Annotated in this window: 22 protein-coding genes; 10 read left to right on the top strand and 12 right to left on the bottom strand. The window is 65.1% G+C overall.

Annotated elements, in window-relative coordinates:
* Positions 1 to 13 precede the first annotated feature (13 nt).
* Positions 14 to 835, bottom strand: a complete 822-nt coding sequence (dapD, locus tag ACN9MW_RS21870; protein ID WP_426162641.1) for a 2,3,4,5-tetrahydropyridine-2,6-dicarboxylate N-succinyltransferase — start codon at positions 833 to 835, stop codon at positions 14 to 16.
* Positions 832 to 2,049 carry a succinyldiaminopimelate transaminase gene (gene dapC / locus ACN9MW_RS21865; protein WP_426162640.1) on the bottom strand — a complete coding sequence of 406 codons (1,218 nt, stop codon included), beginning with the start codon at positions 2,047 to 2,049 and terminating at the stop codon, positions 832 to 834. Before dapC ends, dapD begins: the two co-directional genes overlap by 4 nt.
* 89 nt (positions 2,050 to 2,138) lie before the next feature.
* On the opposite strand from dapC, the gene ACN9MW_RS21860 reads away from it, so the two are divergent.
* Positions 2,139 to 3,977 (top strand): DUF4153 domain-containing protein, encoded by a 1,839-nt coding sequence (locus tag ACN9MW_RS21860; protein ID WP_426162638.1) that lies wholly within the window; start codon positions 2,139 to 2,141, stop codon positions 3,975 to 3,977.
* Here the strand turns inward: ACN9MW_RS21860 and ACN9MW_RS21855 are convergent.
* Both ACN9MW_RS21855 and ACN9MW_RS21850 read right to left on the bottom strand, forming a co-directional pair.
* The gene (locus ACN9MW_RS21855; RefSeq protein ID WP_426162636.1) at positions 3,967 to 4,713 is read right to left on the bottom strand and encodes a Mut7-C RNAse domain-containing protein; all 747 of its coding nucleotides are present in this window, start codon (positions 4,711 to 4,713) and stop codon (positions 3,967 to 3,969) included. The genes ACN9MW_RS21860 and ACN9MW_RS21855 overlap by 11 nt on opposite strands.
* Before the next feature lie 23 nt (positions 4,714 to 4,736).
* Entirely contained in the window at positions 4,737 to 5,114 is a 378-nt protein-coding gene (locus tag ACN9MW_RS21850; RefSeq protein ID WP_426162635.1) for a MerR family transcriptional regulator, read from the bottom strand.
* A gap of 62 nt (positions 5,115 to 5,176) precedes the next feature.
* On the opposite strand from ACN9MW_RS21850, the gene ACN9MW_RS21845 reads away from it, so the two are divergent.
* Positions 5,177 to 5,635, top strand: a complete 459-nt coding sequence (locus tag ACN9MW_RS21845) for a hypothetical protein (protein WP_426162634.1) — start codon at positions 5,177 to 5,179, stop codon at positions 5,633 to 5,635.
* On the opposite strand, the gene ACN9MW_RS21840 is transcribed toward ACN9MW_RS21845, so the two are convergent.
* Entirely contained in the window at positions 5,564 to 6,283 is a 720-nt protein-coding gene (locus ACN9MW_RS21840; RefSeq protein ID WP_426162633.1) for an alpha/beta fold hydrolase, read from the bottom strand. The genes ACN9MW_RS21845 and ACN9MW_RS21840 overlap by 72 nt on opposite strands.
* A gap of 2 nt (positions 6,284 to 6,285) precedes the next feature.
* Here ACN9MW_RS21840 and ACN9MW_RS21835 point away from each other — a divergent pair, with 2 nt between their 5' ends.
* Complete coding sequence (locus ACN9MW_RS21835; protein WP_426162631.1) at positions 6,286 to 7,155, top strand: LysR family transcriptional regulator; 870 nt, start codon at positions 6,286 to 6,288, stop codon at positions 7,153 to 7,155.
* 47 nt (positions 7,156 to 7,202) lie between these two features.
* Positions 7,203 to 7,592, top strand: coding sequence for a VOC family protein (locus ACN9MW_RS21830; protein WP_057259270.1), 390 nt, complete (start codon positions 7,203 to 7,205; stop codon positions 7,590 to 7,592).
* Between the two features lie 10 nt (positions 7,593 to 7,602).
* On the opposite strand, the gene ACN9MW_RS21825 is transcribed toward ACN9MW_RS21830, so the two are convergent.
* Positions 7,603 to 8,568, bottom strand: coding sequence for a dipeptidase (locus tag ACN9MW_RS21825; protein WP_426162630.1), 966 nt, complete (start codon positions 8,566 to 8,568; stop codon positions 7,603 to 7,605).
* A gap of 95 nt (positions 8,569 to 8,663) precedes the next feature.
* On the opposite strand from ACN9MW_RS21825, the gene ACN9MW_RS21820 reads away from it, so the two are divergent.
* Positions 8,664 to 9,923, top strand: a complete 1,260-nt coding sequence (locus tag ACN9MW_RS21820) for a DEAD/DEAH box helicase (RefSeq protein ID WP_426162629.1) — start codon at positions 8,664 to 8,666, stop codon at positions 9,921 to 9,923.
* A gap of 116 nt (positions 9,924 to 10,039) precedes the next feature.
* Here ACN9MW_RS21820 and ACN9MW_RS21815 read toward each other — a convergent pair whose 3' ends face one another.
* Genes ACN9MW_RS21815 through ACN9MW_RS21805 form a run of 3 tightly spaced genes read right to left on the bottom strand, consistent with a single transcriptional unit; the run spans position 10,040 to position 12,433 of the window.
* The gene (locus ACN9MW_RS21815) at positions 10,040 to 10,693 is read right to left on the bottom strand and encodes a hypothetical protein (protein ID WP_426162627.1); all 654 of its coding nucleotides are present in this window, start codon (positions 10,691 to 10,693) and stop codon (positions 10,040 to 10,042) included.
* A 2-nt stretch (positions 10,694 to 10,695) separates the two neighbouring features.
* Positions 10,696 to 11,661, bottom strand: coding sequence for an MlaD family protein (locus ACN9MW_RS21810; protein WP_426162626.1), 966 nt, complete (start codon positions 11,659 to 11,661; stop codon positions 10,696 to 10,698).
* Positions 11,662 to 11,665: 4 nt separating this feature from the next.
* Positions 11,666 to 12,433: an ABC transporter permease gene (locus tag ACN9MW_RS21805; RefSeq protein ID WP_426162624.1), complete on the bottom strand. Its 768-nt coding sequence runs from the start codon at positions 12,431 to 12,433 to the stop codon at positions 11,666 to 11,668.
* 48 nt (positions 12,434 to 12,481) lie between these two features.
* Here ACN9MW_RS21805 and ACN9MW_RS21800 point away from each other — a divergent pair, with 48 nt between their 5' ends.
* Together ACN9MW_RS21800 and ACN9MW_RS21795 are read left to right on the top strand one after the other, a co-directional pair.
* On the top strand, positions 12,482 to 15,355 hold the full coding sequence (locus ACN9MW_RS21800) for a M16 family metallopeptidase (protein ID WP_426162623.1): 2,874 nt from the start codon (positions 12,482 to 12,484) through the stop codon (positions 15,353 to 15,355).
* A gap of 22 nt (positions 15,356 to 15,377) precedes the next feature.
* The gene (locus ACN9MW_RS21795; protein ID WP_426162622.1) at positions 15,378 to 16,283 is read left to right on the top strand and encodes a sulfurtransferase; all 906 of its coding nucleotides are present in this window, start codon (positions 15,378 to 15,380) and stop codon (positions 16,281 to 16,283) included.
* On the opposite strand, the gene ACN9MW_RS21790 is transcribed toward ACN9MW_RS21795, so the two are convergent.
* Positions 16,246 to 16,569: a c-type cytochrome gene (locus ACN9MW_RS21790; protein ID WP_426162621.1), complete on the bottom strand. Its 324-nt coding sequence runs from the start codon at positions 16,567 to 16,569 to the stop codon at positions 16,246 to 16,248. The genes ACN9MW_RS21795 and ACN9MW_RS21790 overlap by 38 nt on opposite strands.
* A 2-nt stretch (positions 16,570 to 16,571) precedes the next feature.
* Positions 16,572 to 17,282, bottom strand: a complete 711-nt coding sequence (locus ACN9MW_RS21785) for a hydrolase (protein ID WP_426162619.1) — start codon at positions 17,280 to 17,282, stop codon at positions 16,572 to 16,574.
* A gap of 96 nt (positions 17,283 to 17,378) precedes the next feature.
* Between ACN9MW_RS21785 and ACN9MW_RS21780 the strand changes: the two genes are divergently transcribed.
* From ACN9MW_RS21780 to ACN9MW_RS21770, 3 genes are read left to right on the top strand one after another with little or no spacing between them, the layout of a single operon-like run.
* Complete coding sequence (locus tag ACN9MW_RS21780; RefSeq protein ID WP_426162617.1) at positions 17,379 to 18,266, top strand: LysR substrate-binding domain-containing protein; 888 nt, start codon at positions 17,379 to 17,381, stop codon at positions 18,264 to 18,266.
* 12 nt (positions 18,267 to 18,278) lie between these two features.
* Positions 18,279 to 19,670, top strand: a complete 1,392-nt coding sequence (locus ACN9MW_RS21775) for a cytochrome P450 (RefSeq protein WP_426162616.1) — start codon at positions 18,279 to 18,281, stop codon at positions 19,668 to 19,670.
* Between the two features lie 26 nt (positions 19,671 to 19,696).
* Complete coding sequence (locus ACN9MW_RS21770; protein WP_426162615.1) at positions 19,697 to 20,119, top strand: hypothetical protein; 423 nt, start codon at positions 19,697 to 19,699, stop codon at positions 20,117 to 20,119.
* Here the strand turns inward: ACN9MW_RS21770 and ACN9MW_RS21765 are convergent.
* Positions 20,116 to 21,153 (bottom strand): AraC family transcriptional regulator, encoded by a 1,038-nt coding sequence (locus ACN9MW_RS21765; RefSeq protein ID WP_426162614.1) that lies wholly within the window; start codon positions 21,151 to 21,153, stop codon positions 20,116 to 20,118. The two genes, ACN9MW_RS21770 and ACN9MW_RS21765, sit on opposite strands and share 4 nt — an antisense overlap.
* Positions 21,154 to 21,200 lie beyond the last annotated feature (47 nt).

The raw sequence follows: 21,200 nt of genomic DNA, 5'->3' as shown, positions 1-21,200 counted from the left end.
CTCCTTGTTACGGTTATACGCCGCGCAGCAATTCGTTAATGCCTGTTTTGGCGCGGGTTTGTGCGTCGACGCGCTTGACGATCACGGCGCAGTACAGGCTGTACTTGCCATCAGCCGATGGCAGCGAGCCCGAAACCACGACGGAGCCGGCCGGCACACGGCCGTAGAATACCTCGCCAGTGGTGCGGTCGTAAATCTTGGTCGACTGGCCGATGTACACGCCCATCGAAATCACCGAGTTTTCTTCCACGATCACGCCTTCCACGATCTCGGAACGCGCGCCGATGAAGCAGTTGTCCTCGATAATGGTCGGATTGGCCTGCATTGGCTCGAGCACGCCGCCGATGCCCACGCCGCCCGACAGGTGCACGTTCTTGCCGATCTGTGCGCAGGAACCCACGGTGGCCCAGGTGTCGACCATCGCGCCTTCGTCAACGTAGGCGCCGATATTCACATAGGAAGGCATCAGCACCACGTTCTTGCCGATGAAGGAGCCGCGGCGCGCCACGGCTGGCGGCACCACGCGGAAGCCGCCCTTGGCGAAATCTTCGGCCGAGTAGTTGGCGAACTTGGTCGGAACCTTGTCGTAGAACTGCATGGTGCCGTCGGAAGGCATGACCACGTTGTTCTCCAGGCGGAAGGACAGCAGCACGGCCTTCTTGATCCACTGGTTGACCACCCATGCGCCATTTTCTTTATGGGCTACGCGCAGCGAGCCGTTGTCCAGGCCAGCCAGCACGTGGTTGACGGCATCGCGCACTTCCGCGGTGGCGTTGGACGGGTTGATCTCGGCGCGGTTGTCCCACGCGGTTTCAATGATTTGCTGGATGCTCATGATTTAGCTAGTTGGTTACAGAATTGAACGATACGGCGCGCCGCTTCCAGGCCTTCCTCGGTTTCGGCAACCAGCGCCATGCGGATGCGGTTGCGGCCCGGGTTGACGCCGTGGGCGTCGCGCGCCAGGTAGCTACCCGGCAGCACGGTGACATTGTACTCGGCGTGCAGGCGGCGGGCGAATTCGGTGTCGGACAGGCCGGTGCGGGTCACATCGGCCCACAAATAGAAGCTGGCGTCCGGCATTTGCACGTCCAGCACCTCCTGGATAAGGGGCGTGATGGCGGCGAACTTGGCGCGGTATTGCGCGCGGTTTTCCTCGACATGGGTTTCGTCGTTCCAGGCGGCGACAGAGGCGGCCTGCACATGCGGGCCCATGGCGCTGCCGTGGTAGGTGCGGTACAGCAGGAATTTCTTCAGCACTTGCGCGTCGCCGGCCACGAAGCCGGAGCGCATGCCCGGCACGTTGGAGCGCTTGGACAGGCTGGAAAACACCACCAGGCGGGCATACGGCTCGCCTTCCCGGATCAGGCCCAGGATATTGGCCGCCTGCATGGCGCCCAGCGGCGGCTCGTCGCCATGGTAGATCTCCGAGTAGCACTCGTCGGCGGCGATGATAAAGTTATAACGTTCCGACAGTGCGAACAGGTGCTCCCAGTCGGTCAGGGTCAGCACGGCGCCGGTCGGATTGCCCGGCGAGCAGATGAACAGCAGGCGCACGCGCTGCCAGACTTCTTCCGGCACGCTGTCGTAGTCCGGCGCGAAATTGCGGGCCGGATCGGAATTGACGAAGTACGGCTCGGCGCCGGCCAGGAATGCCGCGCCTTCATAAATCTGGTAGAACGGGTTGGGGCACATCACCAGCGCGCCCGTATCGGGCGCGATCACGGTCTGCGCAAACGAGAACAGGGCCTCGCGCGAGCCGTTTACCGGCAGCACCTGGGTGGCGCGGTCCAGCGTCGGCAGGTCGTAGCGGCGCTCCAACCAGGACGCGATGGCGTTGCGCAGGGCCTCGCTGCCGGCGGTCAGCGGATAGTTGGCCAGCCCGTCCAGGTTATCGACCAGGGCCTGGCGGATGAAGGCCGGGGTAGGGTGCTTCGGCTCGCCCATGCCCAGGCTGATAGGCTTGAAAGCGGGATTGGGCGTGCTGCCGGCAAAGAGCTGGCGCAGTTTTTCAAACGGGTAGGACTGCAGCTTGTCGAGATGTGGATTCATGGCGCATACGGCTGGTTGAACCATTGATTATAGCCGCACTGCGCAACAGTGGCGTTGCTGCAAAATTGACATGGGGATATGATCGTTTCATGGACGCCGCAACCTCCGAACCCGATGTGCTGCCGCAGGAACCGGTGCGCGACGCTGCCGTCACGCGGCGGGTGGGGCAGTTGCGCCTAATTGCCGGCCTGGTGCAGGGCACAGTGTTGTATTTCTTGTATCATGCACAGCAGTCCGGCAACTGGCCGGCCAGCCAGCCGATGCTGTACCTGCCGCTGGTGCTGGCCGCCATCGTCCTGCCCGTCCTGCTGATTTCCAGCCTGGGCCATCTCGAGCGGCGTCCGCTGGCTTTGTGGCTGGGAGCCGCCGCCGCCGTGCTGGCGGTGGTTGGCATGCATGATGCGTGGCGCAATGCCTTCGACCATGCGCCGTTGCTGCGGCCAAGCTTCCTCGTGTTCCCGTTTTGCTTAGGCTTCTTCTTTGTCGCCCATAGCCTGGTCATGGCAGGGGCGCACGACAGGCGTTGGGTCGCCCATTACGCCACTTGCTTCGAAAGTGCCTGGAAACTGGCGATCCAACTGTTGTTTTCCGCCCTGTTCGTGGTTGGGATCTGGCTGGTGATGTGGATGGGCGCCGCGTTGTTCGGCCTCCTGAAGCTGAATTTCCTCGAGAAGCTGCTGATGAAGTCCTGGTTCTCGGTGCCGCTGGTATGCGTCGCCTTTTCCAGCGCCATGCACACTACCGACGTGCGCCCCGCGATCGTGCGCGGCATCCGCAGCCTGCTACTGGTGCTGAAAGCCTGGATCCTGCCGATCGCGGTGCTGCTGGTCGGCGGCTTTCTGGCTGCATTGCCGTTCACCGGCCTGGAGGTGCTGTGGCAGACGCGCCACGCCACCGCCGTGCTGCTGGCTAGCAGCGCAGTACTGGTGGTGCTGGTCAATGCCGCTTTCCAGGCGGGCGACGCGGCCGCAGGGCTGGCGGGCAGCGTCCGATTTTCGGCGCGGCTGGCCTGCTTCCTGTTGCCGCCGCTGGCCATGCTGGGCGTGTATGCGCTCGGCCTGCGCGTGGCCGATTACGGCTGGACGCCGGATCGCGTGATCGCCGCCGCCTGCCTGCTGGTGGCAGTGTTCTATGCCGCAGGCTACGTGTACGCGGCCGTGCGCCGGGGCGGTCCGTGGCTGGATGGATTGCGCCAGGTGAACCTTGCGGCTGCCATGCTCTCGCTGGCGGTTGCGCTGTCGCTCTTCACGCCGCTTGCCGATCCGGCGCGCATATCGGTTGCCAGCCAGGTGGCCCGGCTGGCCAGTGGCGTAACGGCGACGGACAAGTTTGACTATGGGTTCCTGCGCTTCCGCGGCGCGCGCTATGGCATGGAAGCCTTGCAGACGCTCGCCGCCCACGGCGCCGGTCCGCAGGCTGCAGCCGTTCGCAGCCGCGCGGCAAGCGTATTGAGCCAGCGCTACGAGGATCGCGGGGAAACCGGCACTGCCGGGCCGGCCGATTATGCCGCCAACCTGAGCGTGTGGCCGCAAGGCGTGCAGATGCCGCCTGGCTTCCTCGCGCAGGACTGGGCCGCTATCCGCTATCCGGCGTGGGCGCCGGGCTGCCTGCGCCGCGCCGGCAGCCGGTGCGACGCGGTCTTGCTGGATGCCGACGGCGACGGCCGGCAGGACGTATTGCTGGTCGGAGAAAACCGTGCCGATGGCGCGGCACTCCTGGCCGAGCGGGAGGGACGGTGGCAGGTCATCGGCCGGCCACCCAAGTCGCTCGCCGGATGCGCCGGCTTGCAGGAGCGCCTGAGGGCCGGCGAATTCTCGCTGGCAGCGCCACGCTTGCGCGATCTCGAGGCTGGCGGCCAGCGGATCGTGCTAACGCCGGTCGAAGCCATCGAACCCGATTGCGCGCAGGCAGGCAGCGCTAGCCGGTAGCCACGCCCTGGCTCTCCAGCAACGCCTTCATGCGGCGCCAGTGCGAGCCGCGCCAGAACACACCCCGGCAGACGTCGCAGGTCAGGAATTCCTCTTGCGATGCGCGCACCGAAGGCGGAAGCTGTTCCGCCACCTCGGCCTTCGGCACCGGCCGCAGCGGCGCATTGCAGGCCAGGCACAACGTGAACGGCCGCGCGCTGGCCGCCAGGTCCAGGCGCTGGAAGAGCTCCGCAAACTGCTCGGCAGGCTTCAGGGCCCGCACATAGCAGCCGTGCGTAATCCCGCGCCGCTTCAGCAATTCGCGGTCGCGGGTGAGGGCGACGCGGCCTTCCTCCTCCGACAGCGATGCCACGGTCGGATCGTCGATCCGGTTGTCGTACAGCGTATCGAAGCCCGCCATGCGCAGCAGGCGCGCCAGGCCGCCAAGGTGGGCGTCGGCCACGAAGCGCACCACACGCAACGGCGCGGCGCGCACGCGCAGCAGCGGCCGCACATCGAACGCCTCGAACTTGGGGTAGACCGCCACCCGGTCCCCATCGCAGAGCAGGCGCTCGAAGCCGGACGATTCGCCGTTGACCAGGATCAGCTCAACCTCGGTATGCGGCACGCCAAGCGCCTCGATCATGTGCTTGGTGGTGGCCGCGCGTGCGCACGGTACGGTGAACTCAACCTTGCGCCGCTCGCGCGGCAGGAAGTCGTTTAGTTCTTCGTAGAAGCGGAAGGTGGCGTTGACCATACGCCAGTCTAACTAATCAGCGCCTAAGCCGCAGCCGCAACAGGGCGCAGCGGGCAATCTTCCATCCGCTCGCTGAGGCGGTGCAGCAGCTCGCCGCGCAACGACTGCAGGCCGTCGATGCGACGGTCGATCTCGGCCAGCTTGGCTTGCAGGGCTGTGCGCAGGACCGCCGCGCTTTGTTCGACAGGCGCCGCCAGCAGCGGCAGATCCGCCTCGATTTCCTGCAGGGTGAAGCCCAGCGCCTGCGCGATGCGGATATAGCGCAGCCAGTCCACCGCTTCCGTGGGATAGTCGCGGTAGCCATTTGTGCTGCGGCGCGCCACCAGCAAGCCGCGCTTCTCGTAGTAGCGCAGGGTATCGCGGCTGAGGCCCGTCGCTTCTGCCAGTTCGCCGATCTGCATTTCGCCGTCTCCAAAAAAAGTGCTTGACCATGGAGTGTACTCCAAGGTTTAAGCTGCGCAGCATGAATACTTCAAATATCCGCAAACTGGTGCGCGCCAGCGCCACCTACGACCTGCTGGTGACGGCACCTTTCGCCACCCCATGGACCTTCGCCATCGCCCACGGCCACCTTTCCGCGTTAAACGAGGCGCTGGGCGGGCCGCCGTTGCCAGCCTTCGGCACCATCCACATCCTGTTCGCCTGCCTGCTCGGCAGCATCGTGCTGGTGTGGTCCTGGCTGCGGCTGCGCGACCCGCAGCCGCAGTTCGCCACCTACGACGGCACGGCACGCCTCATGTTCAGCACCTGGTTTGCCTGGACACTGGCCGGTGGCGGCATGCCGCTGGTCTGGCTGTTCATCGTCCCCGAATTCGCCTTCGGCGTGGCGCAGTGGTATGCCGTTCCGCCCTTATTCCGACGTGGCGGCGGCCGCCGCGAGGATCAGCTTGGCGACGTCGCCGGAGCGCGAAACGTGAGGTGAGTGGTCGGCAGGCAGGCTGACCACCTGTGCCGAGATATTCTTCGCCATGTCTTTTTGCAGGGCCGGCGCCAGCATGTTGTCCTGCTCGCTCACGAAGTACCACGACGGCTTGCTCTTCCAGGCCGGGACGCCGACCTTTTCTTCGAAATTGAGGCCGCGGATCGGAACCTGGGTAGCCGCCAACAGCTTTGCTTCCGCGGCCGGGACATATTGCCCGAGGTGTTTCTGCACCCCTTCAAGCGTGAGGGTCAGGAAGCCTTCCTTGTCGGCCACCAAGTGGCTGAAGCACGAAGGTGTCGGGTAGCCCTTGGACGCGGTCACGATCGACTGTCCTTCGGCGGGAGCGAAAGCCGCGATGTAGACCAGCGATTTGACGCGCCCATGCCGGCCAGCTTCGGTGATGACGACGCCACCCCAGGAATTCCCCACCAGGACGACCGGGCCGGCCTGCATGTCCAGCACGCGCCTGGTCGCGGCGACGTCGTCGGCCAGCGAAGTCAATGGATTCTGGACCGCCACTACTTTCAAGCCTTTTGCCTCCAACTGTGGAATGACCTTGTTCCATACCGAGCCGTCGACAAAGGCGCCATGGACCAGGACCACGGTAGGCTTGGCCGGAGCGGCGCCGCCGGTTGCGGCAGCTGACATGCATGCAGATATTCGTGAAAGCGGTGGAGCTTGGTTCGCTCTCCGCAGCAGCGGAAGAGCTCAACATCTCGTCGCAGTTGGCGGGCAAGCAGATGCGGGCGCTGGAGCAGGGCCTTGGCATCAAGCTGCTGAACCGCACCACGCGCCGGCAAAGCCTGACGGACGGCGGCCGCATCTTTTACGAGAGGGCCAAGGGCATTCTGGCCGAGATGGAGGCGGCCGAAGCGCTGCTGGCGGAAACCCGCGCCGTGCCAAGGGGGCGGCTGCGCATCAGCGCACCGATCACCTTCGGCAGCCGGGCGCTCGCCGGGGCCATTCCCGAGTACCTGAAACAGAACCCAGAAGTCACGCTGGATCTCAGCCTGAGCAACCGGACGGTAGACCTCATCGAGGAGGGATACGATGCCGTGTTCCGCACGGGCGAACTGCCCGATAGCGGCTTGCAGGCACGGCGGCTGGCACCGTACCGCATGGTCCTGTGCGCGGCGCCGGCTTACCTCAAAACGGCCGGCAAGCCGAAAACGCCCCAGGACCTGCAAGCACACGAGTGCCTGGTGTTCTCGCACACCACGCTGCGCACGGCATGGGAATTCGACGGGCCGCAACGACGCGAGTCGGTTTCAATCCGCGGCAGGTTCTCGACCGACAACAGCGAAGCCCTGCGCGCCGCAGCCGTGGCCGGGCAGGGAATAGTCCTGCATCCCCACGAACTGCTGGCCGAGGAAATCGCCGCCGGCCGCCTGGTGCGGCTGTTGCCGGGCTACGAACCAGTGGCTCGCGCTTTGCACGTGCTGTATGCGCCCGACCGGCGAATGATGCCAAAATTGCGAAGTTTTCTCGACTTTGCTGTGCAGAGGTTCGGACCGGGGTAAGCTTAGGTCCAGCAGGTTTTTCCGCGAACCCTGGAAACGGAGGAGATATGCAAGCGCAACCTTTGATTGCTGTCAGCAACGTCGAGGCGGCCAGCCGCTGGTACCAGAAAACCCTGGGCCTGAAGAGCGGACACGGCGGCAACGAGTACGAGCAATTGCTGCATGACGGCCGCATGGTGCTGCAGCTGCACCGCTGGGATGCCCACCATCATCCTCACATCGGCAATCCCGAACAGCGCCCCTACGGCAACGGTGCGCTGCTGTGGTTCTGGACTGACGACTTTGACGATGCGGTCGATCGCGCTACTGCAGCCGGCGCCACGGTGCTGGAGGGGCCGAAGGAAAACAGCAACGCGCAGCACCGCGAACTGTGGCTGCGCGATCCGGAAGGTTACGTTGTGGTGCTGGCAGGGCCTTACGGCGACGTCGGGATGTAAGCTGCGTCGCTCAGCTTAGCCAGGTCGCCCGTGCCACACGCAGCATATTGCGGCCAAGGACTTGCTCGATCTCGCTGGGCGCCATGCCCAGCTTGCGCAATTCCAGCGGCAGCGACCTCCAGGCATAGATCGGCACGAAGGAAGGAGAACGGCCGGCGCGATAGCCGGCCGACTCCGGCCACCACCAGCCGGGATTGAAGCCGCCGGGCGGCGTATCGTCCAGGTCTTTTTCGCTGAAGCAGATATCCAGGCCGACACCTGCGTGGGCCACGCCCACCAGGTCGGCGACATAGGCCACGTGCCGCGCCACGTCCGCCGCTGTCGGCTGCTCGCAGCCCAGGAACCACGACAGGCCCGACACGCATACCACGCCGCCTGTCGACGCGCAGGCCTGAATCTGTTCATCGGTCACATTGCGCCCGTGCGGCACCATGGCAAACGGATTGGCGTGGCTGAACACCACCGGTTTGCTGGAAGCTTCCATGATTTCAAGGCTGCACAGGCGGCCAGTGTGGGAGCAATCGACGATGATTCCAGCGTCGTTGACCGCCTTCAGCACCCGATGGCCCAGGCGCGTCAGGCCGCGCGCCATATCGTGGCAACCATCGGCCACGTTGTTGTTGCGGTTGTAGGCGAACAGCATCTGGCGCACGCCCAGCCGGGCATACACTTCTGCCATTTCCGGCTGCTCCATCAAGGGCATGGCGCCTTCCATGTCGAAGCCGATGGCCAATACGCCGTCGGCCGCAGCCTGGATCACTTCATCCACGCCGGACACTAGGCGATAGCGGCCCGGATTGGCGGCGATGGTGGCGCGGTAGCCGGCGATGACCGACATCACCTGCGACACGGGATTCATGTCCGCGCCCACGGCGATCGACACGTAGTTCACGCCAGCGGAATGGAGCTGGTCGAGCGGAGAGAAATCCGCCTGCGGATGCTGCGGCAGGCAGATGTGGGCATCCCAGTTGATCATTTCTTGTTGTGATTGTTGGTAGATTGATAGCAAACGTATAGTCGCACGAAACCCGGCACAAGGTATACTGCCGGCTTATCCCAACGAAGCACGCCATGACATTTTCCAGCCTGGGCCTCGCGCCCGCACTGCTCAACGCCATCACCGAGACCGGCTACAGCACCCCCACCGCCATCCAGACCGCCGCCATCCCGCCCGCCCTGCGCGGCTCTGACGTGCTGGGGCAGGCGCAAACCGGCTCCGGCAAGACGGCCGCCTTTGCGCTGCCGCTGCTGAATGCCTTGCTCGAGGCGGGCCGTCCAGGTGCCGGCCCGCGCAAGCTGTATGCGCTGGTGCTGGCGCCCACGCGCGAGCTGGCGGCGCAGGTTGGAGAAGCGTTGCGCGGGCTGGCATCGCACCTTCCGTCGCCGGTCAAGGTCTCGGTCGCCTTTGGCGGCGTTTCGATCAACCCGCAGATGATGGCCCTGCGCGGCGGCACCGACATCATGGTCGCCACCCCCGGCCGCCTGCTCGACCTGGTCGAGCACAATGCGCTCAAGCTGGATGGCACCTCGGTGCTGGTGCTGGATGAAGCGGACAAGCTGCTGGACATGGGCTTCGCCGACGAAATCTCCCGCATCCTCGCGCTGCTGCCGGCGCGCAGGCAAAACCTGTTCTTTTCCGCCACCTTCCCGCCGGCGGTGCAGGCGCTGGCCGGCAAGCTGCTGCACGAACCGGTGCGGGTCGCCACGCTGGACGAAGCAGCGTCCGCACCCGACATCACCCAGCGCGCCATTGAAGTGGACCAGGCGCAGCGCACCTCGCTGCTGCGCATCCTGCTGAAAGACGAGGGCTGGAAGCAGGTGCTGGTGTTCGTGGCCACCAAATACGCCTCCGAGCACGTGGCCGACAAGCTGCGTCGCGGCGGCGTGGCAGCGGAAGCCTTCCACGGCGACTTCAGCCAGGGCGCCCGCACCTCGGTACTGAACGACTTCCGCGAAGGCAAGCTGAAAGTGCTGGTCGCCACCGACGTCGCCGCGCGCGGCATCGACATCGCGCAATTGCCGGTGGTGGTCAACTACGACTTGCCGCGCTCACCGGCCGACTACACCCACCGCATCGGCCGCACCGGCCGCGCCGGCGCCTCCGGCCTGGCGGTCAGCTTCATTCCCCCCGACGCCGAACAGCATTTCCGCCTGATCGAAAAGCGTCAGAACGTACGCGTCCCGCGCGAACGCCTGGCCGGCTTCGAACCCACCACGGCAGCCAAGCCGCTGCCCCCCGGCGCCAACGACGCCACCGGCGGCATCAAAGGCAAGCGCAAGAGCAAAAAAGACAAACTGCGCGAAGCCGCCGCCAACACCAACAACGGCTGAGCCCGTGTCACACCATGGGGTCACACCCTAAGTGTGACACGACCTCAACCGCGCGGCATGCTAGAGCCCGTGTCACACCTGGGGTGTGACCCCAAGGTGTGACACGGACTCGGCTGTTATGGGGTGGTGGCGAGCTTGATGCGGCGGCGCAGGCGTTCGGCTTCGGCGGTGTCGCCGGCTTGTTCGGCGCGCTGCAATTGCACGTTCAGCCAGGCCAGGACGGCGCGGCGCCAGCCTTGGGCTGAGGCGGTGTTGATGGCCGTCGTCACCAGTTCGGGCGTGGCGCGGTTGGCGCGCATCAGGGCGCCCGCGGCGACCATGCGCGAGAGCGGGTCGCTGATGGCGGCGGCGGCCATCGCGGCTGCGGTGTCGCTGGATGCACCGGCTACGGCGCGTTGCGGCTCGGGCAGCAGGGCGGCATCGGACGGGGTGGCGCGTCCAGCCAGGTAGCGGGCGTAGGCTTGGTCGGCGGCGGAAGCGTCGGCTTGCAGCGGCGTGAAGCCGGCGCATTCTTCATATGCCAGGGCTGCTACCTGTACCGCGCAGCGCAGCAGCTCGATCCGGATCGCCAGCGCGGGCTGGGCGGTGCTGCCGACCTGGTTGCGGGCCAGGCTGAACTCGCGCTCGGCGACGGCTGTCTTGCCTTCCATGTAGGCCGAAGTTGCGCGCTCGGTGGCGCCGGCGGCGTTCAACTGCCAGTCCGGCACGCGTGGGCCGCTGCTGCAGGCGGCCAACAACGCGGCGGCCAGTGCCGCGGTGAGTGTCGTCATTCTCATGGAAGTTTGATCTCCGGTTCGCTGCGCTTGAATGGCCATTTGCGATTCAGCTCATTGATCATCTGTTCTACCTTGCGAAGGTTGGCGTCGACTTCGGCGCGCAAGGCGCCCAGGTCTTCGGTGGCGGCGCGCGTGTTGGCGCCGACAGCTTGCGCTTCCACCAGTACCGCATCGAGCTTTTTCAGCGAGTTGCGCGCGTCTGCCAGCAGGGCATTCAACTGCTGCACCGCCGCCTGCGTATCGTTGGCCAGGCCTTTTTCACCGAACACGCGCTTGTCGGCGTTGCCGACCAGGCTGTCGGCCTTCACTACCAGCGAATTGGCATTGCGCAGCAGTTCTCGCGCTTTCTGGTCTTCGCCTGCCAGCACGCCGAGCGCGCCGCCGGGGCCATTCAATTTCTCGGTCACGCCTTGCACATTGCGCAGGCTGGCGCCGAGTGCGGATTCTTCGGCCGTCAGCGCCGCCAGGTTGTTCAGCAAGTCCTTGGCCGATTGCAGCAGGCGCGGGATTTCGGCGGCCATGTCGCCCACCAGCAGCGCGCGCTCGGCATCGGGCGGCAAGGGCGGGTCGGCCGGGATGCCGGTGAAGGCGCGCAGCTTGGCGCCGCCCACCAGGCTCTTTTCCAGCGTGAAGATGCTGGTGGTGCGCAACCAGTGCGCGTCCTTGCTCGGTACGTCGACCAGGATGCGGGCCTTGCCGTCCGGCGCCAGCTCGATGCGCTGCACGCGGCCGATCGGGAAGCCGGCGAAGGTTACGTCCATGCCGACCGCCACGCCTTCGGAGTCGTCGGCGGTCAGCACCAGCCGTTGCGTGGGCTCGAAGGCGCCGCGTGCGTACATCAGGTACATGATCGCGCCAAGCACCAGGGCGACCAGCAGCACCAGCAGGGCAACTGCCTTGGCTTCGGCGTTATGGATCGGCGCCGGCTCGGCACCGGTAGCGGGGGGAGTCGTTTCGCTCATATCGTCAATAGTAATTACCCATCAGGGATGCGGCTTCCACCACCAGGATCACGGAAAACATGCGCACCATGTCGGCCAGCCCGTGTGCTACGCCGATGCGCCGCAGCGGACTGGAGGCGCCGGTGAAGTAGGAGGAAGCCAGCGGGATCACCGCTACCGCGAGGCTGAAAAACACTACCTTCAGGACCAGGATCAGGCACACCGCCGGATTGAAGATCTGTCCCACGACGCGGGTGTAGCCCGGCAGCGCCCATGGCGTGAAGCCGTACATCACCAGGTAGGCCAGCACCAGGGTAAGCAGGCAGCTGACTGCAGCCAGCATCCACACGGCGAACACGCCCGCTGCGGCGCGCGGGTAGAACTGGGTGCGCAGGGCGGCGCGCGCGTCGGGCGCATGGCCGGCTAGCCTTTGCTGCGCGAATTCGACGCCAGCGGGCAGGGTGGTGCGCAAGGCCACGAACAGCGCCGCCGTCAGCGGCACCAGTTCCAGCACCAGCACGCGCACCACCATTTCCAGCGCATAGCGCGACAGGCCGTAGCTGGCCGAGGTGACCACGACAATACGGATGATGACAAGGCTGATCAGCGCGCAAAGCACGGAAAACCAGGCCAGGTTGGCGGTGGTGGCAACGACGATCTGTTCGGACAGCATGCGCCGGTTATCGCGCCGGTAGCTGGATGGCGCCATGGCGCGCGTCAGCAGCAGTGCGGCGAACTGCAGCAACTGCCACCAGCTGGTCAGCCACGCGATTGCAGGGCGGTAAGCGTTCATTCCGGCATACTAGCATTAACGACAAGCTATGGTGTATCGTACTATGTTATGAAACTACTAAAACTGCTTCTGGCAGCAGCCTTGGTGTGCTGCTCCTTCGTGGCTTCCGCCGCCCCCGATTCGGCAACGCTGCTGCCGCTTGATCCCCAGATCAGGACCGGTAAGCTGGCCAACGGCCTCACTTACTATGTCCAGCAGAACCGCCGCCCGGAAAAGCGCGTTGAACTGCGTCTGGTGGTGAAGGCCGGTTCGGTACTGGAAGACGAGGACCAGCTTGGCCTGGCCCACTTCACCGAGCACATGGCCTTCAACGGCTCGACCCATTTCAAGCGCCACGAGCTGATTTCGTGGCTGCAGTCGGTGGGCGTGAAATTCGGCGCCGACCTGAATGCCTACACCGGCTTCGATGAAACGGTGTACATGCTGCCGATCCCGGTCGACAAGAAGGAAAACCTGGACAAGGGCCTGCTGGTGCTGGAAGACTGGGCCCAGGGCGTGACCTTCAACGATGCCGATATCGAGAGCGAGCGCGGCATCGTGCTGGAAGAACTGCGGCTGGGCAAAGGTGCGACCGACCGCATGAACAAGGTGCTGCTGCCGAAGATCTTCAACGGCTCGCTGTATGCGAGCCGGCTGCCGATCGGCAAGGCGGAAATCCTGAAGTCCTTCAAGCCCGATGCGATCCGCCGCTTCTACAAGGACTGGTACCGCCCGGACCTGATGGCGGTGATCGTGGTGGGCGACGTCGATCCGCAAGAGGCCGAGCGCCTGGTGGCCAGCCATTTTTCAAAGCTGGTGAATCCCGCCAACCCGCGCCCGCGCACCTACCCCCCGATCCCGGAACGCAAGGAGTCGGAAGCCATCGTGGTCACCGACCGCGAGGCGCCGTCAAATCTGGTGACGATCCGCTATCGCTTCATCGAGCGCACCGAATCGAAGACTGTCGGCGAGTACCGCAACCGCATGGTGGAGTTGCTGTCGGCAGCGATGCTGAGCCAGCGCATCGCCGAACTGTCGCAGCAACCGAACCCGCCTTTCCTGCAAGGCTATAGCAACATGGCCAAGGCGGTACATGGCCGGCAGGCCTTCGTTTCGAGCGCCGTGGTGGGCAAGGCCGGCGCATTGCCGGCCATCCGCGCCGTGGTCGAGGAAGGCGAGCGTGCGCGCCAGCTTGGCTTTGGCGCGGCTGAAATGGAGCGCGCCAAGAAGAATATGATGCGCTTCATCGAGAACCTGTACAACGAACGCGACAAGACGGAATCGGCGGCCTACGTGAGCGAGTTCACCCGCCATTTCCTGGATGGCGAATCGATGCCCGGCATCGAAAACGAATACAGCTATTACAAGGAGCTGCTGCCTGGCATCACGCTGGAAGAAGTCAATGCCCAGGTGCGCAGCGCCATTCCGGTCGGGCAGAAGAAGCTGGTCATCTTCATGGGCAACGACAAGTCGGGCACCGTGGTGCCGCAGGCGACGCAGATGCTGGCCACCGTGGAGGAGGCCGAAAAGGCCACCGTGTCGGCGCATGAGGAAAAGGCCCTTGCTGCCAGCCTGATGGCGCAGCCGCCCAAGGCCGGCCGCATCGTCAAGGAAACCACGGACAAGCTGCTGGGCACCACCGAGCTGCTGCTGTCGAACGGCGTGAAGGCCGTGTTGAAGCCGACCGATTTCAAGAACGACCAGGTGCTGATGTCGTCGACCCGTTTCGGCGGGCAGTCGCTGGCGGAGGAGGCCGATATCGTCAACGCGCGCTATGCCACCGCCATCCTCGCGAGCATGGGCGTCGACGGCTATGCGCCGCTGGACCTGCAGAAAATCCTGGCCGGCCACAGCGTGCGCTCGGCCTTTGCCTTGGGCAGCGTCACCGAAGGATTTGCCGGCGGTTCCAGCAGCAGCGACGTCGAGACCATGCTGCAGCTGGCCTACCTGCAAATGACGCAGCCGCGCCGCGACCAGGCGCTGTTCGATGTCTTCATCGACAAGCAGCAGGAGCAGGCGCGCAACGCCCAGGCGCGTCCCGAGGCGGTGCTGACCGATACCATGCGCACGACCATGTACGGCAACCATCCGCGCGTGGGCCTGACGCCGCGTCCGGAAGAACTGGACGGCATTCGCCTCGAGCGCGTGATGGCGCTGCAGAAGGAGCGCATGTCCAGTGCTTACGGCATGACCTTCTTCTTTGTCGGCAGTTTTGACGTGGCGAAGATCAAGCCCTTGCTGGCGACCTACCTGGGCGGCCTGCCGGCTGCGAAAATACCTGTCGAATACAAGGACCGCCATGTACGCCCGGTGCGCGGCGTGGTGAAGAAGGAAGTGCGCCGCGGCCGCGAAGCAAAGAGCCAGGTCAGCATCATCTTTGCGGGCGAAGCCGGTTTCAACGAGGTCGAGCAGATGCGCCTGCGCGCCCTCATCGAGATCATGCAGATCAAGCTGACGGAAGCCTTGCGCGAGCAGCGCGGCCTGGTCTATACCGCAAGCATCCATGGCGGCATGGCGCGCCATCCTTACCCCAGTTACACCATCAATATCGGCCTGCCGACCGCGCCGGAAAACTCGGACAAGGCCATCGAAGCCACCTTTGCCGAAGCGCGCAAGCTGCAGGAGAAGGGACCGGAGGAGGCCGACCTGGCCAAGGTCAAGGAAAACTGGACCAGCAACTACCGCAAGGCCTTGCGCGAAAACGGCTGGTGGCTCGTCAACCTCCAGCAGTCGCTGGTCAACAGGACCGATTCCAGGCTGCTGCTGCGTCAGAACGACATGATCGCCAGCCTGACCGTGGCGGACGTGCAGGCCGCCGCCAGGCGCTATTTCGACTTCAATAATTACGTGCAGGTGGTGATGCACCCAGCGGAGAACAAAGCTGATGCCAAGCCCGATGCAAAGCCGGAGGCGCCCGCCGAAGCTGGTAAACTGCCGGATTGATTGTGATTTTGAGTTGTTTTAAATGCATGGTTTCCGTCCCGACCTGGCGCGCTGGCACCAGCTCCCATCGCCTGCCTGGCTGGCGCGCCTGCTCGATGGCGTGCCCGTGCCGGCAGCGCCGGGCGGGGCGTGGCGCCTGTTTGAAGTAGGCTGCGACAGCCTCGCCGCCTACCAGTCCGGCCATATTCCCGGCGCCGGTTATATCGACACCAACCGTCTTGAACGGCAGCCGCACTGGAACAAGGTTTCCGACGATGCCTTGCTGGCGCTGCTGCTGGAAAACGGCATCCGCCACGACACCACCGTCATCCTGTACGGCCGCAACTCGCTGGCCGCTGCCCGTGCTGCCCACCTGATGCTGTATGCCGGCGTGACCGACGTGCGCCTGCTCGACGGCAGCTTCGATGGCTGGCTGCGCGCGGGCCATGCACTGGAGCGGGGCGCCGGCCACTTGCCGCAAGCTGCGGCAAGCTTTGGTTCCACTTTCCCCGCGCGCCCGGACTTCCTGATTGACACTGCCCAGGCGCGCGAACTGCTGCAGCAGCCGGACGGAGCACTGGTCAGCATCCGCACCTGGCAGGAGCACGTCGGCGCCACCTCCGGCTACAGCTATATCGATGCGCGCGGCGATATTCCCGGCGCACGCTGGGGCCGCGCCGGCAACGATGGCGACGTGCACAGCATGAGCGAATACCAGCACGCTGACGGGACCATGAAACCTCCGGCGGAGATCAGCGCGCTGTGGCGCCAGGCGGGGATCGAGCCCGGCCAGCGCACCGCTTTCTACTGCGGCACCGGCTGGCGGGCTTCGCTGGCATTCTTCTATGCCTGGTTGATGGACTGGGAGCGCATCAGCGTGTACGACGGCGGCTGGTGCGAGTGGAGCCGGGTCAATCCGCCTGCATCATGTAGCGGATCGCGGCCTTGAGCTGGTCGGCATCGAGTTCTTGTCTGCCGCCGCGGGCCGGCATCGCGCCCACCCCTCTCATGGCATTGCGCACCAGGCCATCCAGGCCGCCGGCACGCGCCATGCGCTCCTGCCACTCCTTGCGGTCGCCAAGCTTGGGCGAACTGACCATCACATTCTCGCTTGCGTGGCAGGCGATGCAGACCGTTTCATATACCTCGCGGCCAAGCCGGCCCTGGCTTTGGGCCAGGGCCGGCAGGCAGGCCAGCAGCCCGCAGGCTGCCAGCAGGGCGGTGGCCAGCCGCATGATTACTTCTTGCCTTCCTTGGCGTTGAACATTTCCTTGGCGTAGACGATGCCCAGGCCATAGCCGCCGCCGTGTTCAGAAGCGATCTTCATCACGGGAGCGTAGGTCTCGCCGCGCGCCCAGTCGCGCTGCAGTTCCAGCATGTACTGCAGCCAGGTCACGGGGCGGGCGCCGGCCTGCACCATGCGCTGAACGGCCATGTCATGCGCTTCCTTGCTGACGCCGCCCGAGGCGTCGGTCACGATGTACACCTCGTAGCCCTGGTCGATGGCCGACAGTACCGGCTGCACCAGGCATACCTCGGTCCACAGCGCCGCCATCACGACTTTCTTGTGCCCGTTCTTTTGCACGGCGTCGACCACGCGCTGGTCTTCCCAGGTATTCATGGTGGTGCGGTCGATCGGGGCCTGTTCAGGGAATACCGCTTGCAGCTCGGGGAAGATCGGGCCGCTGAAGGACTTGGCGGCGACGCTGGTGAGGATGGTCGGCACCTTGAAGGTCCTGGCCGCCTTGGCCAGGCCGGTCACGTTGTTGCGCAGTTCGGCGATATCGATGGACCGCGTGGCGAAAGCCATCTGCGGCTGGTGGTCGATCAGCACCAGGGTGTGGTTCTTTGGCGTCAGCAGCTGTTCGGCAGGCGGTGCGGCGTGGGCGCCGGCGCTGAAGGCGAGGATGACTGGCAGTGCTGCTTTGATCAGGGTCTTGAAGTTCATGGTGTGCTCCGTTGTAGTGGGGTTGCGATGGAGTGAACTTTAATAAATCCGGATGCCGTAATAAACTAGTGGTTGTGCAAATGATATTTACGCAAAATGGAACAATATGACTTGACCGACCTGCGCGCTTTCATCACCGTGGTGGAGAGCGGCAGTTTTGTGCGGGCGGCCGAACAGCTTTCGGTCAGCACCGCCGCCATCAGCCGCCGCATCGCCACGCTGGAGGCAGCGCTGGGCAGCCAGTTGATCACCCGCACCACGCGCCGCAACGACATCACCGATGCCGGGCGCGCCTTCTATGCCGATGCGCAGGCCGTGTTCCAGCTGCTGGATGAAGCCCACGATCGCGTGCGCCAGGGCCAGGACAGCGCCAGCGGCACCTTGCGCGTGGCGGCTCCACTCAGCTTCGGCATCCAGAAAGTGGCGCCGGTGCTGCCGCCGTTCATGCAGCGCCATCCCGGCCTGAAAGTGCAGTTGCTGCTGGAAGACCGCACCACCGACCTGCATGCGGAAGCGATCGACGTCGCCCTGCGCATCGGCTTCCTGCGCGACTCCTCGCTGGTGGCCACCCGTATTGGCACTGTCGGCCGCGTGTTTGCGGCATCGCCCGCCTACCTGCGTCGTGCTGGCCAGCCGAATACCCTGGCGGAGCTGCGCGGCCACTCGGTGTTAAATTACAGTTTGCTGAGCGTGCGCGAAGAATGGGGTCGCTTGATTGGCGACCCGGGCGAGCAGCTCGACCTGAAAGTGCCGCTGGCGGCCAATAATGCCGAAGCGCTGGCCGAATGCGCAATCCAGGGCATGGGCATCGTGCTGCTGCCCGAATTCGTGCTGGCCCCGGCCCTGGCCGACGGCCGCCTGCAGCAATTGCTGCCCGGCTCCAGCCCGGAACCCTTTGGCCTGTTTGCGGTGCGGCCATCGCGCCAGTTCACGCCGGCCAGGCTGCGGCTGTTCATTGATTATTTGCGGGAGTGCGGCTTCTGAAGGAGGTGCACCATGGATCACCTGCCAGGCCCCAGCGGCGTGCCGCTACTGGGTAATGTTGGAATCGATACGGCCCATTTCCACCAGAAGCTGGAGGAATGGGCGCGCGAGTACGGCCCGATCTACTGCATGCGCCTGATGGACCGGCGCTTTGTCGTCACCAGCCGGCATGCCGATATCGCGCAGGTCCTGCACGACCGCCCCGACCAGTGGCGGCGTTCGCGGCGGGTGGCCAGCGTCCTCGAAGAAGCGGCGGCCGTCGGCGTATTTGCGGCCGAGGGCGAGGAATGGCGCCGCCAGCGCAAGCTGGTCATGCATGCCTTGACGCCGGAAGTCATCAACCGTTTCCATCCCAGGCTGCTTGCCATGACCGAACGTTTGCGCCTGCGCTGGCAGGCGGCTGCCCAGGCGGGCCAGCCGCAACGGCTGCTGCGCGACCTCAAGGCTTTCGCGCTCGACGTGGCGATCGGCATGGCCATGGGGCAGGACCAGGAAATGGTGCGGCACGAAGAGAATCCGCTGCAGCAGGATATCGAATTCGTGTTCACACAGATGGCGCGGCGGCTGGTGGCGCCGGTTGCCTGGTGGCGCAGCATCAAGCTGCCGGCAGACCGTGCCGCCGAGGCGGCCGGCCTGCGCATCCGCGCCGCGGTCGCCGGCTTCGTTGCCGATGCGCGAGACCGCATGGCAGCCAATCCGGCGCTTCACGACAAGCCGGACAACCTGCTCGAAGCGATGCTGGCGGCGGCGGACTTGCCGGACTCCGGCATCAGCGACGAGACGGTGCGCGCCAATGCCATCATCATGGTATTTGCCGGCGAGGACACCACGGCCAACACCATCGCCTGGATGCTTTACCTGCTGTCGCGCAATCCGCAAGCTGCCGCGCGCCTGGCCGAAGAAGCCGATGCCCTGGGCGCTCCCGGGCAGGCGCCATACCTCGACGCCTGCGTGCAGGAAGCCATGCGCCTCAAGCCCGTGGCGCCGGTGCTGGGCGCGGAGGCCGTGCGCGACGTGGCGCTGGACGGTGTGCAGATACCGGCGGGCACGGTGATTTTCATGCTGCTGCGCCATGCCTTCGAACGCGAAGTCTCACTGCCCGACGGCGCCGAATTCCGGCCCGAACGCTGGCTCGATCCGGCCATGAAGGAGAAATTCGACGACCCTGCGCGCAAGATGCTGCCCTTTGGCGGCGGGCCGCGCTTCTGTCCGGGCCGCTATCTCGCCATGAGCGAGATCCGGACGCTGATGTCGATGGTGGCGCGCAGCTTCACCATCGAGGCGCTGCCTGGCGCGCCGCCGGTCGAGGAGATGTTCACTTTCACCATGACGCCAAGCGCGCTGCCGGTACTTTTGCGGCCAAGGCAACGGGAAAGTGCAAATAGTCCAACAGGGCTATACTGAGTCTAATCACTCCGCCGGGGGCTGCCATGAAACTATACCTGTTGCTTGCCGCAGCCCTGCTGGCTGCCCAGGGGACGCTTGCCGGCCCCTTGCGCAACGACCATCCCATTGTCGGCACCTGGCGTTTCGAGCTGCCCGATGGTTCCTGCCACGAGATGTACCGCATCAGGGCCGACGGCTCGGCACTGATCACCAGTGCTGCCGAGATAGCGGAATCGGAATTCCAGATCGACGACCAGCCCGACGGCGACGGCTTCTACCAATCCAACGACAAGATCGTGAAAGACAACGGCAAGAAGGATTGCACCGGCGAGGTCACCGAGGTCGGCCACGTGATCCAGTCCTTCATCGTCTTCCATCCCTCGAATAATATGTTCCTGATGTGCCAGCGGCGCGACATGGGAAGCTGCATCGGACCCTTCATCCGCGTGCGCGGCACGGAGATTTAACGCACCGCCGCGCGCCATGCGCCAGGATTCATGCCCGACCACTCGCGGAAGGCATGGGTAAAGGCGCTTTGCTCCTGGTAGCCAAGCAGGAAGGCGATATCGACGAGCGACAGGCCGGGCTGGCGCAGATAATCGCGTGCCAGCGCAAAGCGCGCGTCGTCCAGCACCTGCTGGAAGCTGGAGCCGGCGTCGGCCAGCTTGCGCTGCAGGGTGCGCGGCGCCAGCTTCAGCTCTTGCGCCACGCTGGCAACCCGCACCTGGCCTTGCGACAGCCGGCGCACGATGGCCTCATGCACCTGCGCCACGATGCCGGCCGATGCCGACGCCGCGCGCTGCTTGAGAAGTTGTTCCGCGTGCTGCTGCAGCACCGGATACAGGCTCACGTCCGCGTTCGGCACCGGCCATGACAGCAGCGCGGCTTCGAATTGCGCCACGTTGGACATTGCATTGAAGCGGGGCAGGGCGCCGAACACGCGCATGTATTCGGCGTGGCCGGCAGGGTCGCCGCCGTCGTGCATCAGCGACAGTTCGGCCGGCGGCAGCGTGGACCCGGCCAGCCAGTTGCCAAACACGCGGATGCCGGCGAATACGCTGTCGGCCAGGTGACGCTGCTGCGCAGGGTAGTTCGAATGCCAGGTGTAGTCGGCCAGCGCGCCGTGCACCTGCAGCGTGGAACGCCCCAGGTCGTGCGCCAGCTGCTCGTAGCGCATCGTCTGCTCGAAGGCCTGGCCGAAATCGCGGCAGCTCAGCAGGATCAGTCCATAGACCGTGTACGTGCCCAGTTTGACGCGCTCGCCCACGTGCAGGCCGAAATGCGGGTCATCGGCCAGCCTGGCGGCGATATCCAGCAATTTCACATAGATGTCGGCCGGCAGGGCTTCCGGCAGCGGCTCCAGGGCGCCGGCGGGCAGGCCGGCAGCCTGCTCCAGCGCTTGCGCCGTCACCCCGCGCGCTGCAGCCGCCTCCAGCATGGGTTGCAGGTAGGAGCCCGCTACGCGAGCAGGCTTGGCATGATCGAACAATTCTTCTGGCATGAAAAAGCAAGACTGGCGGGTGGCAATGGATTAAAGTTTATTGAGCA

The organism is Pseudoduganella sp. R-34, assembly GCF_049904655.1.
Lineage (GTDB): Bacteria > Pseudomonadota > Gammaproteobacteria > Burkholderiales > Burkholderiaceae_D > Rugamonas.
This window is presented reverse-complemented; position numbering and strand designations above follow the sequence as displayed.